The 16,133-nt window shown below is 56.7% G+C and carries 15 protein-coding genes and 1 tRNA gene; 2 read left to right on the top strand and 14 right to left on the bottom strand.

The features are described from left to right. Positions 1–182 precede the first annotated feature (182 nt). Positions 183–2,369, top strand: a complete 2,187-nt coding sequence (gene fhuE, locus OGY33_RS19300) for a ferric-rhodotorulic acid/ferric-coprogen receptor FhuE (protein ID WP_079934867.1) — start codon at positions 183–185, stop codon at positions 2,367–2,369. 22 nt (positions 2,370–2,391) lie between these two features. Here fhuE and paaY read toward each other — a convergent pair whose 3' ends face one another. The 13 genes from paaY to paaA all read right to left on the bottom strand — a co-directional run bounded on the left by paaY (position 2,392) and on the right by paaA (position 13,607). Further along, the gene (gene paaY, locus OGY33_RS19295) at positions 2,392–2,988 is read right to left on the bottom strand and encodes a phenylacetic acid degradation protein PaaY (protein ID WP_032943013.1); all 597 of its coding nucleotides are present in this window, start codon (positions 2,986–2,988) and stop codon (positions 2,392–2,394) included. Positions 2,989–2,999: 11 nt separating this feature from the next. Next, complete coding sequence (paaX, locus tag OGY33_RS19290; RefSeq protein WP_165612492.1) at positions 3,000–3,926, bottom strand: phenylacetic acid degradation operon negative regulatory protein PaaX; 927 nt, start codon at positions 3,924–3,926, stop codon at positions 3,000–3,002. A gap of 157 nt (positions 3,927–4,083) precedes the next feature. After that, positions 4,084–5,403 carry a phenylacetate--CoA ligase PaaK gene (paaK, locus tag OGY33_RS19285; RefSeq protein WP_149608122.1) on the bottom strand — a complete coding sequence of 440 codons (1,320 nt, stop codon included), beginning with the start codon at positions 5,401–5,403 and terminating at the stop codon, positions 4,084–4,086. Between the two features lie 28 nt (positions 5,404–5,431). Further along, a complete protein-coding gene (pcaF, locus tag OGY33_RS19280) occupies positions 5,432–6,637 on the bottom strand; it encodes a 3-oxoadipyl-CoA thiolase (RefSeq protein ID WP_103285044.1) in 1,206 nt (401 codons plus the stop codon). Beyond that, positions 6,637–7,059: a hydroxyphenylacetyl-CoA thioesterase PaaI gene (paaI, locus tag OGY33_RS19275; protein ID WP_003832239.1), complete on the bottom strand. Its 423-nt coding sequence runs from the start codon at positions 7,057–7,059 to the stop codon at positions 6,637–6,639. Before paaI ends, pcaF begins: the two co-directional genes overlap by 1 nt. After that, positions 7,052–8,470 (bottom strand): 3-hydroxyacyl-CoA dehydrogenase PaaH, encoded by a 1,419-nt coding sequence (gene paaH / locus OGY33_RS19270; protein ID WP_149608123.1) that lies wholly within the window; start codon positions 8,468–8,470, stop codon positions 7,052–7,054. The genes paaI and paaH overlap by 8 nt, the downstream gene beginning before the upstream one ends. A 3-nt stretch (positions 8,471–8,473) precedes the next feature. Further along, positions 8,474–9,262, bottom strand: coding sequence for a 2-(1,2-epoxy-1,2-dihydrophenyl)acetyl-CoA isomerase PaaG (gene paaG, locus OGY33_RS19265; RefSeq protein WP_048214432.1), 789 nt, complete (start codon positions 9,260–9,262; stop codon positions 8,474–8,476). A gap of 2 nt (positions 9,263–9,264) precedes the next feature. Further along, positions 9,265–10,032, bottom strand: a complete 768-nt coding sequence (gene paaF, locus OGY33_RS19260; RefSeq protein WP_191238617.1) for a 2,3-dehydroadipyl-CoA hydratase PaaF — start codon at positions 10,030–10,032, stop codon at positions 9,265–9,267. Beyond that, positions 10,029–11,099 carry a 1,2-phenylacetyl-CoA epoxidase subunit PaaE gene (gene paaE / locus OGY33_RS19255; RefSeq protein ID WP_191238618.1) on the bottom strand — a complete coding sequence of 357 codons (1,071 nt, stop codon included), beginning with the start codon at positions 11,097–11,099 and terminating at the stop codon, positions 10,029–10,031. Before paaE ends, paaF begins: the two co-directional genes overlap by 4 nt. Before the next feature lie 7 nt (positions 11,100–11,106). Continuing rightward, positions 11,107–11,604, bottom strand: coding sequence for a 1,2-phenylacetyl-CoA epoxidase subunit PaaD (paaD, locus tag OGY33_RS19250; protein ID WP_149608126.1), 498 nt, complete (start codon positions 11,602–11,604; stop codon positions 11,107–11,109). 12 nt (positions 11,605–11,616) lie between these two features. Continuing rightward, positions 11,617–12,372 (bottom strand): 1,2-phenylacetyl-CoA epoxidase subunit PaaC, encoded by a 756-nt coding sequence (paaC, locus tag OGY33_RS19245; protein ID WP_048214436.1) that lies wholly within the window; start codon positions 12,370–12,372, stop codon positions 11,617–11,619. 7 nt (positions 12,373–12,379) lie between these two features. Continuing rightward, complete coding sequence (gene paaB / locus OGY33_RS19240) at positions 12,380–12,667, bottom strand: 1,2-phenylacetyl-CoA epoxidase subunit PaaB (protein ID WP_032943000.1); 288 nt, start codon at positions 12,665–12,667, stop codon at positions 12,380–12,382. Positions 12,668–12,677: 10 nt separating this feature from the next. Next, a complete protein-coding gene (gene paaA, locus OGY33_RS19235) occupies positions 12,678–13,607 on the bottom strand; it encodes a 1,2-phenylacetyl-CoA epoxidase subunit PaaA (RefSeq protein WP_191238619.1) in 930 nt (309 codons plus the stop codon). A 285-nt stretch (positions 13,608–13,892) separates the two neighbouring features. On the opposite strand from paaA, the gene paaZ reads away from it, so the two are divergent. Continuing rightward, complete coding sequence (gene paaZ / locus OGY33_RS19230; RefSeq protein ID WP_191238620.1) at positions 13,893–15,938, top strand: phenylacetic acid degradation bifunctional protein PaaZ; 2,046 nt, start codon at positions 13,893–13,895, stop codon at positions 15,936–15,938. A gap of 82 nt (positions 15,939–16,020) precedes the next feature. Here the strand turns inward: paaZ and OGY33_RS19225 are convergent. After that, positions 16,021–16,096: transfer RNA gene (locus OGY33_RS19225), tRNA-Asn, on the bottom strand. Between the last annotated feature and the right edge of the window lie 37 nt (positions 16,097–16,133).

The following is a 16,133-nucleotide window of genomic DNA, read 5'->3' as shown; positions in this document are numbered from 1 at the left end:
TTGCTCAAGCATAGTACTGAAACAATATTTCATTTATGTCGTAGCATCTGTTTACACATTAATTGCTAATGCGTATATTTCGCATTTGTATTTACATGCGCATTTAATAGTTTACAACCAAAGGGTTCATCACAACTACCGGTGATTTGAACTTAATATTAATAATTATCAAGGACTTTTCGATGTCTTTCACAACACTCAACGGGAATGTTCAACGCCAACCGGGGCTTGCCCCTTCTTTGCTGGCAGCATGCATCACGCTAGCCCTTTTACCTTCCACCAGCCTCGCAGCCCCTGCAGAAGAGACAGTGATCGTGGAAGGTTCTGCTCCTTCGGCATCCAGTGAGGAGCAAGATTACAGCGTTAAATCAACGACCGCTGGCACAAAAATGCAAATGACACAGCGCGATATTCCGCAATCGGTCAGCATTGTCAGCCAGCAACGCATGGAAGATCAGCAATTGCAAACGCTGGGCGATGTGATGGACAACACGTTGGGGATAAGCAAAAGCCAGGCGGATTCAGATCGCAGCAGCTATTACTCGCGCGGATTTCAGATTGATAACTATATGGTCGATGGGATCCCGACCTATTTTGAATCCCGCTGGAATCTCGGTGACGCCCTTTCTGACACCGCCCTTTTTGAGCGTGTCGAAGTGGTCCGTGGCGCAAACGGGCTAATGACCGGGACGGGTAACCCTTCAGCCTCCATTAACATGATCCGTAAGCATGCCACCAGCCGCGAGTTCACCGGTAATGTTTCAGCGGAATATGGCAGTTGGAACAAACAACGCTATGTGACCGATCTGCAAAGCCCGCTTACGGCAGACGGCAACGTGCGCGGTCGCATCGTGGCGGGTTACCAGAATAACGACTCCTGGCTTGATCGCTACAATAGCGAAAAAATGTTCTTCTCCGGGATTGTCGATGCCGATTTGGGTGACACCACCAGCCTGTCTGCGGGCTATGAATATCAGCGCATTGATATCAACAGCCCAACCTGGGGTGGATTGCCGCGCTGGAATACCGATGGCAGTAAAAACAGCTACGACCGTTCGCGCAGCACTGCGCCGGACTGGGCTTACAACGATAAAGACTTCAACAAAGTGTTTGTCACCATCAAACAGCGTTTTGCCGATACCTGGCAGGCGACCATGAACGCCACCCACTCCGAGGTCAAGTTCGACAGTAAAATGATGTACGTCGATGCCTATGTTAATAAGGCCGACGGCACGCTGATTGGCCCATATGGCAACTATGGTCCGGGATATGACTACGTCGGAGGAACCGGCTGGAACAGCGGCAAACGTAAAGTGGATGCTGTCGATCTATTTGCCGACGGCGGTTACGATCTGTTTGGTCGTCAGCATAATCTGATGCTGGGCGGCAGCTACAGTAAACAGAATAACCGTTATGAAAGCTCGTGGGCGAACGTTTTCCCCAACGAAATCGGCAGCTTCTATACCTATGATGGTAACTTCCCTGAAACCAACTGGAACCCGCAGTCATTGGCTCAGGACGATACCACGCACATGAAATCGCTGTACGCCGCAACGCGTATTTCGCTGGCCGACCCACTGCATTTGATTGTTGGCGCACGTTACACCAACTGGCGTATCGACACCCTGACCTACAGCATGGAGCAAAACCACACCACGCCGTATGCGGGTCTGGTATATGACATTGACGATAACTGGTCTACCTACGCCAGCTATACCTCAATCTTCCAGCCGCAGAACAAGCGCGACAGTTCCGGTAAATATCTCTCTCCGATCACCGGCAACAACTATGAGCTTGGTCTGAAGTCCGACTGGATGAACAGCCGTTTAACCACCACGCTCGCGGTGTTCCGCATCGAACAGGATAACGTAGCGCAATCAACCGGCGTGCCAATCGCCGGTAGCAATGGCGACACGGCCTTTAAAGCGATGGATGGTACGGTCAGTAAAGGGGTCGAATTCGAGATTAACGGTGCGATCACCGATAACTGGCAGATGACGTTTGGTGCGACACGCTATGTTGCAGAAGACAACGAAGGCAATGCAGTAAACCCAAACCTGCCGCGGACCACGGTCAAACTGTTTACCCGTTATCGCCTGCCAGCCATGCCGGAACTGACCGTTGGCGGTGGAGTTAACTGGCAGAATCGTGTTTACAGCGATACGGTCACGCCTTATGGCACATTCCGCGCGGAACAGGGAAGCTACGCCCTGGTAGATTTGTTCACCCGCTACCAGGTAACAAAAAACTTCTCAGTGCAGGGTAACCTTAATAACCTGTTCGATAAAACCTACGACACGAATATCGACGGTTCTATCGTTTATGGTGAGCCGCGTAACGTCAGCGTTACCGCCAGCTATCAGTTCTGACACCGGGTATTGCGTAGAATCGCTAACTCGCTGACTTAGGTTGCAAATTCTCATCAAACTCCAGCCGCTTTCTGTCGGGTTCTACCGCAGTCAGCGGCTCCACTTCTGCAAGCGTCTGCTGACAGCGCCCCACCAGCACCTGATACTCGCGAGTGCCCTGTTTTTTCCACACCAGTTCCTGCTCAGTTAACATGCGAATCGCTTTCGCCGGGCTGCCGACAATCAGATGGTTGGCGGGCATCTCAGCTCGCGCTTTCACAAACGCCGAAGCACCAACGATACTGTTTTCACCGATGGTCGCGCCATCGATAATCACCGCGCTCATGCCGATCAGCGCGTTACGCCCAATCACACAGCCGTGCAGAATCGCCCCGTGGCCGATATGTCCGTCCTCTTCCACTACCGTATCCTGGCCGGGAAATCCGTGCATCACGCAGTTATCCTGGATATTCGCCCCATCTTTAACCACGATACGCCCAAAATCTCCGCGCAGGCTGGCGTTGGGACCAACATAAACACCTTTGCCGAGAATGACATCGCCAATCAGCACTGCGGTTGGGTGAACATAGCTTTCTGCAGGAACTACCGGGATCATCCCGTCAATCTGGTAAATCGGCATGGCTTCTCCTGTTACACCTCGGCTAATCCGCCGAAGCGTTGATAATAGAGCGGACCCGGCGCGGGCAGTTCCCCCACCGAGCTCTCGCCTTTTTCGCTGACGAAAACCTGGGCGCCGGGCGCAACACGTTGATAAATATTAATGCACAGCTGACGCGCCGTCTGACCCAGCCAGTGAGCAGGCAACAATTCTTCCGGCAGCAGCGGATCTTTGAGCACAACCCGACGATAGAAGTGAATGAGCAACAGGCGGATCTGGAAGCAGCGCTCTGGCGTAAGTTCGTCCGGCCCGGCGTCACGCAGTAGCGGTAACAACGGACGGAACAGCGTGATAAACGCCTCGTACATGGCATTTTGTTCGGTTAAGTGCCAGCACCCTTCTACCCGCTCACGCAGCGCAGCGCGGGAGAGTGCCAACGGCGAATGCGCCTCAAAAACGATGACGTTTTCCGCCACCCCAGCTTCATGGAGCAGCGACTGTACGTCCGCCAGTTTTTGCGATGGCGACGCCAGCAGACTCGGCGCCAGTACGCCAAAACCTTGCCATAACAGCTGCTTTTTAACTTCGGCCAGGGTATTTTTCTCCAGCCCCTCCGACAGCAGCAGCAGCCAGGTACCGTCCCACTCAGGGGCGTTGGCACGGTAGATTTTGCTCTCGGCGCGGCGCGTCAAGCGTAGCCCTTTATCACTCAGGCGGTAGAAACTGCGACGGCCGATACGTACTACGTCCAGCCATTCTTCTTTATTAAGGCGAAACAGCGCGGTACGTACAAAACGTTCACCGAAGCCAAGCCCTTCCAGCAGCGCGGCAACGCTACCGAGCCAGACTTCTCCACCGCGTTGCGATAAACAGTCCCCGTAAAGCGAGGCGATAAGCGAGGTGCCGCTGACCGGCATTGCGGTTACCGCCTGCTGAATAAAACTATCGAGTTTTTCCATATGATTCATACTGTTGTCTTTTTTGTCCTTTTTGAATCATAGCACAGGATAATTTCCGCGATATGGCAGGAATTTGTAGGCCGGATAAGGCAACGCCGCCATCCGGTAACTTGTGCGCTCTCGCCTGATGGCGCTGCGCTTATCAGGCCTACGAGTCTTAACCGTTGGCGGCAACTTTGCGCAGGTCGAACACCCGACACGCCTTTCCTTCTGAGCGCGGGATGCTGCCGCAGTTAACAATGCTTACGTCCGTTGAAATACCGACCATCGACTTAATACGATGACGCAAATGATGGCAAATCTGGCAGCGCTGCTCATGGCTTAGCACCAGGCTACTCTCTTTAAGCTCCACGCGTACCGAAAGCGAATCAAGATGGCCACGGCGATCCACTTCCAACTGGTAATGCGGAGCCAGATGTTCAATCTTGAGGATCTCTTCTTCCACCTGCGATGGAAAGACGTTGACGCCGCGAATAATCAGCATATCGTCGCTGCGCCCGCTAATGCGATCCATACGACGCATCGTGCGCGCGGTACCCGGCAGCAGGCGCGTCAGGTCGCGGGTACGATAACGAATGACCGGTAGCGCTTCTTTCGTCAGCGTGGTGAACAGCAGTTCGCCGTGCTCTCCGTCGGCCAGTGGCGTACCGTCATCCGGATTGACCACTTCCGGGAAGAAATGATCCTCCCATATTGTCGGACCATCACCCGTTTCGATGCACTCCATCGCCACGCCCGGCCCCATCACTTCCGAGAGGCCATAAATATCCAGCGCCGTAATACCCAGGCGACGTTCGATCTCCGTCCGCATCCCCGTTGTCCACGGCTCTGCGCCAAAAACACCGGTACGCAGCGAACAACCCCGCGCGTCACCGCCCATCTGGCGCTCCAGCTCTTCAATCAGGTTCAGACAGTAGGATGGCGTGACCATAATCATGTCAGGTTTGAAATCGCGAATCAGCTGCGCCTGTTTCTCGGTTTGACCGCCGGACATCGGGATAACCGTTGCCCCCAGGCGTTCCGCGCCGTAGTGCGCGCCCAGTCCGCCGGTGAAAAGGCCATAGCCATAAGCGACGTGGATTTTATCTTTCGCGGTACCGCCTGCGGCACGCAGCGAGCGGGCGACGATGTTAGCCCAGGTATCGATATCATTTTGCGTATAGCCCACCACCGTCGGTTTACCCGTGGTGCCGGATGATGCATGGATACGCACCACCTGCTCCATCGGTACCGCGAAGGTGTCGAAGGGATAGTTGTCACGCAGGTCCTGCTTGGTGGTGCAGGGAAACTTGCTCAGATCGCTCAGCTCACGGAAATCATCCGGGTGAACCCCCGCCGCGTCGAACTTACGGCGGTACATCGGGACATTTTCATAGGCGTGTTTTAACGTCCATTTCAGGCGCTCGGTTTGCAAAGCCTGTAATTCGTCACGCGATGCGGTTTCAATCGGATCTAATTTTGTTGTTGTCGTTGTCATTTTGTAGGGCACTCGCAGGTCAATTAGCTCACACTCGCTCAAGGATCATGGCAATGCCCTGACCCACGCCAATACACATCGTACACAGCGCATAACGTCCATTGCGTCGTTCCAGCTCCAGCGTTGCGGCCAGCGCTAACCGCACACCGCTCATCCCCAGCGGGTGACCTAAAGCGATAGCCCCCCCATTGGGATTCACGTGTTCTGCGTCATCTGCCAGTCCAAGCTGTCTCATCACACCCAACGCCTGGGCGGCAAAGGCTTCATTCAGCTCAATCACATCCATATCGTTGATATTCAGCCCGGCGCGCTCCAGCACTTTTCGTACCGCAGGAACTGGCCCAAGCCCCATAAACTTCGGCTCCACGCCCGCCGTCGCCATCGCGACAATGCGTGCACGCGGCGTTAGTCCCTGGGCCTTTATGTGTTGCTCGCTGGCTACGATCATTGCTGCCGCGCCGTCGTTCACCCCAGAGGCATTGCCTGCGGTAACCACGCCGTTCTTACGAAACGGTGTTTTCAGTTGTGCGAGTTGCTCCAGCGTGGTTTCTGCACGCGGATGTTCATCTTCACGTACTGCGCTAACTGCCCCTTTCTTGCCAATGATTTGTACCGGCACAATTTCCTGCGCCAGAATGCCGTCACGCAGGGCTTTCGCCGTGCGCTGCTGGCTGCGATACGCAAAGGCGTCCTGGTCCTCTCGGCTTATATTTAACAATTCAGCTACATTCTCCGCCGTTTCCGGCATGCTGTCAGTTCCGAATTGTTGCTGCATGAGCGGGTTCACAAAACGCCAGCCAATGGTGGTATCAAACATCTCGGCCTGACGCTGAAACGGCGCGGTGGCTTTGCCCATTACAAACGGCGCGCGTGACATTGACTCAACACCACCAGCGATCAGCAGGTCGGCATCACCGGCTTTGATCGTGCGAGCAGCGAAGCCGATTGCATCAAGCCCTGAGCCGCACAGACGGTTGATGGTCGTGCCGGCAACGCTGTGCGGATAACCCGCCAGCAGGGTCGCCATATGCGCCACGTTGCGGTTATCCTCGCCCGCCTGGTTGGCGCAACCGAAGATCACATCGTCAATAGCGCTGGGATCCAGGCGTGGGTTGCGGTTGAGTAATTCACGCAACGGGATGGCCGCCAGATCGTCGGCACGCACGCCTGCCAGCGCCCCGCCGTAGCGACCAATCGGGGTACGAATACCGTCACAAATAAATGCGTCACGCATTAGACTTCTCCTGTAATCGTGCCACCGATGCGGTGGGATTTGCCGCGAAACAGAGCCACGGTTTTGTGTTGCTGATTGACAATTTCAATGTCGTAAACGCCAGTGAGTTTGCCTTGCTGCTTGACCCGCGCGGTGGCGGTCAGTTTGTCACCTGCAAAGGCCGGACGCAGAAAGTCGATACTGGCCGCTGAGGCTACTGCCGCCAGTCCCTGACTGTTGCAGGCGTAAGCAAAGGCAGTATCCGCCAGTGAAAACAGTTGCCCGCCGTGACAGGTCTGATGGCCATTCAGCTGCGACGGCGACACGGTCATAGTCATCTGCGAATAACCGTCGTCCATCTCAATAATTTCAATCCCCAGCGCCTGCGCGCAGGTGTCTTTCACATACATGGCGCGGGCGTTGCGCCAGGCTTCGTTACTCATGACGCATCTCCATCAGCGCTTTCTGGCGCAGCAGCGCACTCGGGCGATAGCGTTCTTCGCCGTAGTGCTGTTGTAGATTTTCCAGCAGACGAAGCACACGTCCCCAGCCGAGCGATTCGCCCCAGGCCAGCGGCCCGTGCGGGTAGTTGACCCCCAAGCGCATGGCGGCATCGATATCCTCGGCGCTGGCGACTCCTTTTTGCAGCGTATCCAGCGCTTCGTTCGCCAGCATCGCTACCGTGCGCCATACCAGCAGCCCTGGGTAGTCGGCAATACGCAGCACTTTTTTGCCCTGCTGCTGGAAGTAGTACACCGCTTTGTCGGTGGCTGAAGCCGGGTTGGTTGGTGCGCTTGCCAGCACGACGGTGTCGCCCGCAGCATGGTCATACACCACCACCGGGCGCTGGTGCTGCACGCTTAAGGCCAGCGCGGTTTCACCGGTAGTTTCAAGGAGCAGCACATCATCCAGCTCAGTGACAACGTCACGCTTGATATTTTTTGCTGCATTTTTAGGCGCTACCGCTGCAACAGCCAGTTCAGGCGATACTTCAGCAGGCCAGCGATAGACGCCGTGGCCGCTCTTCTTTCCCAGACGCCCCGCCAGAGCGAGCTCCTGTTGCAGCAAAGACGGTAGAAAACGGCGGTCCTGCCAGAAGGCGTTAAACACCGAACAGGTCACGGCAAAGTTGACGTCCTGACCAATCAAGTCGGTCAGCGCCAGCGGTCCCATCGGGAAGCCGCCGCCATCACGCAGCGCCGCATCAATCACTTCCGCTGACGCAACCTGTTCTTCCAGCGCGCGCCAGGCTTCAGCGTAGTACGGACGCGCCACACGGTTGACGATAAAACCCGGCGTTGAGCGGCAGCGCACCGGCTGCTTGCCCCAGGCGATTACGCACTGGCTAAGCAGCTCAACTACCTCAGTTGAGGTGGCAAGGCCGCTCACCACTTCCACCAGTTTCATCACCGGTGCAGGGTTAAAGAAATGCAGCCCCGCCACACGTTCCGGATGCTTCACTCCCGCCGCAATTGCGGTAATTGAGATCGACGAGGTATTACTGGTCAGCAGCGTTGACGGCAAACAGATCTCCGCCAACTGACTGAACAGCGCTTTTTTAATTTCCAGTTGCTCGGAAGCGGCTTCAATCACCAGTTGTGCATCGGCAAGCTGATTCAGTTCAGTCGCGGGGGCGATCCGTGCCAGTAATTCACTGGCCTGTTCCGCACTGATTTTTCCACGACCAACACGAACGTCGAGTCGCTGGCGAATACCCTCAATGGCGCGAGTAATCGCCTCAGTGGAAATGTCATACAGCAGGACCGAATGTCCGGCGCTGGCAGCCACTTCGGCAATGCCTGCCCCCATTGTTCCGCCGCCGATCACGGCAACGCGATGAAGAGTTTGCGTCATGGCTTATTTCCCGCTGAACTGTGGTGGGCGTTTGCCGAGAAAGGCGCTGACCCCTTCGCGATAGTCGTCGCTGCGACCGGCCATGCGCTGGTAGTCGCGCTCAAGCTCAAGCTGCTGATCCAGCGTGTTGGTTTCGGAAAGCTGCAAGGCTTTCTTAATCAGCCCCAGGCCATAGGTCGGCTGCGTCGCGAAATGGCGCGCCATGGTCAACGCGGTATCTTTCAACTCGGCATCGTCGACCACTTGCCAGATCATGCCCCACTGCGCGGCCTGTTCGGCGCTGAGGTTATCGCCAAGCATCAGCAAACCCACGGCGCGAGCGCGACCGGCTACGCGCGGCAGCACCCAGCTTCCGCCGCAGTCCGGCACCAGGCCGAGTTTGCTGAAGGCCATAACAAACTTCGCCGAGCGCGCGGCAAGGACGATGTCGCAGCCCAAGGCCAGTGTGGCACCGGCACCAGCGGCAACGCCGTTGACGGCACAGATAACCGGCTTCGGCAGCGCGGCTAAGCGGCGCACCAGCGGGTTGTAGAAGCGTTCCACCGACATGCCCAGATCCGGCGCGGGACCGCTCGGGTCAACGTTACGGTCGTTCAGATCCTGTCCGGCGCAAAATCCGCGTCCGGCGCCGGTGATCAGCAGACAACGAATGGTGTCGTCGCGCTCGGCCTGTTTCAGGCAGTCGGCGAGCTGCTGGTGCATCACGTCGTTAAAGCTGTTGAGTCGGTCCGGGCGGTTCAGGGTGATAGTCATCACGCCCTGCTCCACTTCGCTGAGAATAAATACGTCCACGATTAGCGTCCTTTAAATTCCGGTGTGCGTTTTTCTAAAAAGGCGCTGACGCCTTCACGACGATCTTCGGTGCCGCTCAGCAGCGTAAACAGCTGACGTTCCTGCACCAGACCGGCCTGGAGACCCACTTCTTGCGCAGCGCGTAGAGACTGTTTTGCCGCCCGCAGCGCCAGCGGTGAGTGACGGGCGATGGTCGCCGCCAGCTTGAGCGCGTATTCATCGGAGAGGTTCGCCGGGTGAATGTCACTCACCAGCCCGGCCTGTTGCGCTCGTTCGGCATCAATGCTTTCACCGCTCAGCACCATTCGGCTGGCCAGCGCTTTACCAACACTACGGATAAGCCGCTGCGTACCGCCCGCCCCTGGCATGGTGCCGAGAGTAATCTCCGGCAGACCAAAGCGGGCGTTATCCCCGGCAATCACCAGGTCGCACAGCAGAGCCAGCTCGCACCCGGCTCCCAGCGAGTAACCGTTAACCACCGCGATCAACGGCTTGTTGAAGGCATCAATACGTGCCCACAGGCGAGGGCGAATATCGTCGAAAGTGGCGGGCAGATCTTTTTCCGCCATTTCGTTGAGATCGGCTCCGGCAGCGAAGTAGCGCAGGTTGCCGCTAATCACGCAAACGCTGATGCTGGCGTCCGCCGCCGCGCTTTCCAGCGCGTCAGCAATCTGCGTTAGCAGCGCATTGTTCAGTGCGTTACGCGCCTGTGGGCGGTTCAGGGTCAGTTGCAGTACACGGTCGTGACGGGAAATCAGCAGTTCGCTCATGCCATCCCCCGCGCATCGAAGTCGACCACTACGTCACCGCTGGTTGGCAGCGCCTGGCAGCTCAGCACATAGCCCGCCGCCAGTTCATCGGCTTCAAGGCTGTAGTTGGCGGCCATCGCCACCTCGCCGCTGACCACCTTGCATTTGCAGGTAGCGCACACGCCGCCTTTACAGGCGAACGGCAGGTCAGCGCCCTGGCGCAACGCGGCGTCGAGAATGCTGTCATCTTCCGCATTCAGTGAAATCAGGCGATCGCGCCCATCCTGACGAAGGGTGACCGTGCGGCCTTCCGCCTGCACGCCGGTGGCGCGTTTCACGCTGGTCCCCGGCGTATTGAAACGCTCAAGGTGAATGGATTTTTCCGCTATGCCCAGTTCGCGCAGTGCCACTTCGGCTTCATCCATCATTGCCGATGGGCCACAGATAAAGGCGTCGTCAAAGCGGCTGAAATCGAGCAGGTTTTTACCCAGCGCACGCAGTTTGTCGCCGTCAATACGACCCTGTAGCAGATCGCTGTCCATCGCCTCCTGACTGAACAAGTGCACCACCTGTAAACGCTGCGGATAGCGGTCTTTCAGATCGGCCAGCGCCTGACGGAACATCATGCTGTGGCTGCTGCGGTTGCCGTAGATCAGCGTGAACTGGCTGGCCGGTTCGATCGTCAGCGTCGCTTCAATAATCGCCATCATCGGCGTAATGCCGGACCCGGCGGCAATCGCCAGATATTCGGCTTCGCGCTCGGCCTGCGGCTGGTAGCCGAAGTGCCCTTGCGGCACCATCACTTCCAGCGCCATACCCTGCTGGATATCCTGCTGGGCATAGCGGGAGAAACGCCCACCGTCGATAGCTTTAACCGCGACGCTAATTTCCGACGGCGAGCGGCTGCGACAAATGGAGTAACACCGACGCAGCTCTTCTCCACCGAGGTGAGCTTTCAGCGTCAAATGCTGGCCCGGTCGGAAGGCGTAGGCATTACGCAGCGCGTCGGGAATGGTGAAAGTGATGGTCACCGCATCGCGCGTTTCCGCTTCGACGTTGGCCACGGTAAGCGAATGAAATGTTGTCATCGCAACCTCAAATACATTTAAAGTAATCAAAGGGTTCACGGCAGCTGTCGCAGCGATACAACGCTTTACAGGCCGTGGATCCGAATTCGCTAATCAGCGAGGTATGGGGGCTAGCGCAGCGCGGGCACTGTACGTCAGTTGGCATTTCGGCATGACAGGCGTGGGCCTGCGGCGGGCTGATACCATACTGGCGCAGGCGTTCGCGGGCGTCCGGGCTCATCCAGTCAGTGGTCCACGGTGGGTCAAGCTGCAGGACGATATGTACTGGCGTATAGCCGTGCTCCGCCATCACCATGCGAATTTCACCCAGTAGATGCTCGGTGGCCGGGCAGCCGGAGTACGTCGGCGTAAAGCCGATTACCCAGCCGTCGCCGCAGCGCTCAACGCTGCGTACCATGCCGAGATCGGTGATGGTCAGCACCGGCACTTCCGGATCGGAAATCGCACTTAACAGCCCCCAAACGGTGTGCACCTCTGGCGGTGCGACCGCGGTAAGACGTTGCATAGCCACCCCCTGCTACCACTGCTGACCAGGATACGCACGCTGCAAGTACTGCATCTCGGCCAACATCGGCCCGAGATGTTCGCTGTGTAGCCCCTGCTTACCGCCGTTGCGAAACGCCGCCTCTTGCGGAACGTGTAAACCAGAATCAATCAGCGCAGTGTGTACCGTCGTCTGCCATTCGGTTTGCAGTTCGCGGGGATCGACGGCAATGCCCTGCCTGGCCAGAGCGATCTCCAGTTCGTCGGCAAGGAACAATTCGCCGGTGTAACGCCACAGATTGTCCACCGCCTTCTGCATCAGTTGCGCGGAGTAGTCAGTACCATTCCCCAGTCGCTCCAGCCAGCCGCGGCTGAAGCGCAGGTGATAACGCACTTCTTTCAGTCCTTTGGCAGCGATAGCCGCAATCTGCTTATCGCGGCTGTTAACCAAACGAGTGAACAGCGCCACATGCCAGACGTCGATAAAGAACTGGCGAGCGATCGTGTCGGCAAAGTTGCCGTTAGGCTGTTCCACCAGCAACAGATTGCGGAACTGACGCTCGTCACGACCAAAAGCCAGCGTGTCTTCGTCGCCGTTACCCGCCAGTTCGGCGGCGTAGCTGAGGAAGTTGCGCGCCTGCCCCAGCAGGTCGAGGCCGATATTAGCCAGCGCCAGATCAATCTCCAGCTCCGGCGCATGACCGCACCAGGCACCCAGACGCTGAGCCAGCACCAGGCCGTTATCGCCCAGACGCAGGGCATAGGTTGCAACGGGATTCAGGTTATTCATCGTTGCCTCACATATGTTCCATGCCGTCCGGCACGGTGTAGAACGTGGGATGGCGATAGACTTTGCTCTCCGCCGGGTCAAAAAACTCACCGCGTTCTTCCGGCTGTGACGCAACAATTTCGCTGGCTTTCACCACCCAAATGGAGCAGCCTTCGCTGCGGCGTGTATAGGCATCGCGTGCATTTTCCAGCGCCATCTGGTCATCGGCGGCATGCAGACTTCCAACGTGACGGTGTGATAACCCTTGTTTGCTGCGGACAAAAACTTCGTATAACGGCCAGTATGTTTTGCTCATGACTCTCTCCTTACGCCGCGTCGCGGGCCTGTTGCTTTTCGGCGTGCGCCAGTGCGGCCTCGCGCACCCATGCCCCTTCTTCCCAGGCCTTACGCTTTGCGCCCAGACGTTCGTGGTTGCAGACACCACGACCGTTGATGACCTCATTAAATTCCTGCCAGTCGATCTCACCGAATCGATATTTCCCCGTCACTTCATCAAGCTGTAGGTCGGCGTCCGGCACGGTCATACCGAGGATTTCTACCTGCGGGACCGTGTTATCAACAAAGCGCTGACGCAGTTCGTCGTTGGAGTGCAGTTTGATTTTCCACGCCATGCTGCGGGCACTGTTCGGTGAGTTGTCGTCGTTCGGGCCAAACATCATCAACGCAGGCCACCAGAAACGGTTGATGGCGTCCTGCAGCATCTGACGCTGTTCCTCGCTACCAGTAGCCAGCGCCATACACGCTTCGAAGCCCTGACGCTGATGGAAGCTCTCTTCTTTGCAGATTTTGACCATCGCCCTGGCATACGGGCCGTAGGAGGTACGACACAGCGCCACCTGGTTAACAATCGCCGCGCCATCGACCAGCCAGCCGATCACACCGATATCCGCCCAGCTCAGGGTTGGGTAGTTGAAGATGGAGGAGTATTTCATCTGGCCGTCGAGCATCTTCTGGTACAGATCTTCACGCGCGCAGCCCAGTGTTTCCGCCGCGCTGTAGAGGTACAGACCGTGTCCGGCCTCGTCCTGTACTTTTGCGAGCAGAATGGCCTTACGCCTCAGCGTGGGTGCGCGGGTTATCCAGTTGCCTTCCGGCAACATGCCGACAATTTCCGAGTGCGCATGCTGGCCAATCTGGCGGATCAGCGTCTTACGGTATGCGTCCGGCATCCAGTCCTGCGGCTCGATGGCCGTTTCCTGCGCGATGCGCTGGTCAAAGCGTTGTTCTTCTGTCACGTCATCACCTTATGATTCCGATAATTTCAACAAATCAATATTTGTGAATCACTTTGTTTTACAAAAGTTACATCTTGGTTAAATAAAACCACAAATTTTGTTTGCTGGTTTTGCGATACTTGTCGCAAATGGTTTTTGTTTATCCATTAATAACAGATAGATAACCAATTAAGATAAAGTGTTCGCGATCGCATTGTTAATAAATTATTAAAATCTCGCTTGCATTTTGTGATTCATAAAAGAACTATTTAAAGAGATATTACGGAACACATCTGGAGATTAACGATGCAGCAGTTAGCCAGTTATTTATCCGGTGCCTGGCAGACAGGCCGGGGCCGCACCCGCACCATCCACCACGCCCTTACCGGTGAAGCGCTTTGGGAAGTGACAAGCGTTGGACTGGATATGGCGCAAGCGCGCCGCTTTGCTATTGAGCACGGCGGCAAAGCGTTACAGGCAATGAGTTTTATTGAGCGCAGCGCGATGCTAAAAGCGGTGGCGAAGCATTTAATGGAACTGAAAGCCGATTTCTATGCCATATCCGCGCAAACCGGAGCAACGCGCGGTGACAGCTGGGTCGATATCGAAGGCGGCATTGGCACGCTTTTCACTTATGCCAGTCTCGGTGGCCGCGAGCTGCCGGACGATACGCTGTGGCCGGAAGACGAACTGATCCCGCTGTCCAAACAGGGCGGTTTTGCCGCACGCCACGTGCTGACCTCCAAATCCGGTGTTGCGGTGCATATCAACGCCTTTAACTTCCCCTGCTGGGGTATGCTGGAGAAGCTGGCGCCAACCTTGCTTGCCGGGATGCCCGCCATTATCAAACCTGCAACCGCCACCGCGCAGCTCACTCAGGCAATGGTGAAAGCGATTATCGACAGTGGTCTGGTACCGAACGGCGCAATTAGCCTTATCTGCGGCAGCGCGGGTGACCTGCTCGATCACCTCGACAGCCAGGATGTGGTGACCTTTACCGGTTCTGCTCATACCGGACAGCAGCTGCGCGTGCATCCCAATCTGGTGGCTAAATCGGTTCCATTCACCATGGAAGCGGATTCACTCAACTGCTGTGTGCTGGGTGATGACGTCACCCCAGAACAGCCTGAGTTTGCATTGTTTGTACGTGAAGTAGTGCGCGAGATGACGACCAAAGCCGGGCAGAAATGTACCGCTATCCGCCGCATTATCGTGCCACAGGCGCAGGTGAAAGCGGTCAGCGAGGCGCTGATTACCCGTCTGCAAAAAGTGGTAGTGGGCGATCCGGCGCAGGAAGGCGTGAAGATGGGGTCGCTGGTGAATAACGATCAGCGTCAGGACGTGCAGGATAATGTGAATCGTCTGGTTGAAGCCGGGTGTGAGGTGCTGCTGGGTGGAAAAGCAGATCTGAGCACGGCTGGGGCTTTCTTCCCGCCAACTCTGCTGTTTTGTCCGCAGCCGGATGAAATTGCCGCGGTACATGCAATTGAAGCCTTTGGCCCGGTCGCCACGCTGATGCCGTATCAAAATACCGAGCATGCCATGACGCTGGCACGCGCCGGTGAAGGCAGTCTGGCAGGAACGTTGGTGACGGCGAGCGGCGAACTGGCGCGAGAGTTTATCCTCGGTGCGGCCCGCGCCCACGGGCGTATTCAGGTGCTGAACGAAGAGTCCTCGGTGGAATCGACCGGCCACGGATCTCCGCTGCCACAGTTGGTCCACGGTGGGCCTGGACGTGCAGGCGGCGGTGAAGAGCTGGGTGGTCTACGCGCGGTGAAACACTACATGCAACGCACCGCCATTCAGGGCAGCCCAACCATGCTCGCGGCGGTAAGCCAACAGTGGGTGCGTGGCGCTCGGGTGGAGGAAGATCGTATTCACCCGTTCCGTAAATACTTCGAAGAGATCCAGCCGGGCGACAGCCTGCTGACGCCACGTCGTACACTGACCGAAGCGGATATCGTTAACTTTGCCTGCCTCAGCGGTGACCACTTCTACGCCCATATGGACAAGATTGCAGCAGCCGATTCCATTTTCGGCGAGCGCGTGGTGCACGGTTACTTCCTGATTTCCGCCGCAGCCGGGCTGTTTGTCGACGCGGGTGTCGGTCCAGTGATTGCCAACTATGGCATGGAAAACCTGCGCTTTATCGAGCCAGTTAAGCCGGGCGACACTATCCAGGTGCGTTTAACCTGCAAACGCAAAACGGTGAAACGTCAGCGAAATGCCGAAGAAAAAGCGACCGGCGTGGTGGAGTGGTCGGTGGAGATCTTTAATCAGCACCAGCAGGCGGTGGCGCTGTATTCCATTCTGACGTTGGTTGCGCGTCAGCATGGGGATTTCCCGGCGTAAGATTCCGGTATAGCTTCGCTCGATCAGGCTTGAAACAAAAAGCAAAAAGCCTGCTTAGTTTCCTAAGCAGGCTTTTTAAATATGGCTCCTCTGACTGGACTCGAACCAGTGACATACGGATTAACAGTCCGCCGTTCTACCGACTGAACTACAGAGGAATCGTTGTGGAGGCTTATCTTAGCGGCGAAAAAAATT

This window comes from Citrobacter sp. Cpo032 (genome assembly GCF_030332975.1).
Taxonomy (GTDB): Bacteria; Pseudomonadota; Gammaproteobacteria; order Enterobacterales; family Enterobacteriaceae; genus Citrobacter; species Citrobacter portucalensis.
The sequence above is the reverse complement of the archived record's forward strand: the minus strand, read 5'-3'. Positions and strand labels throughout refer to the sequence as shown.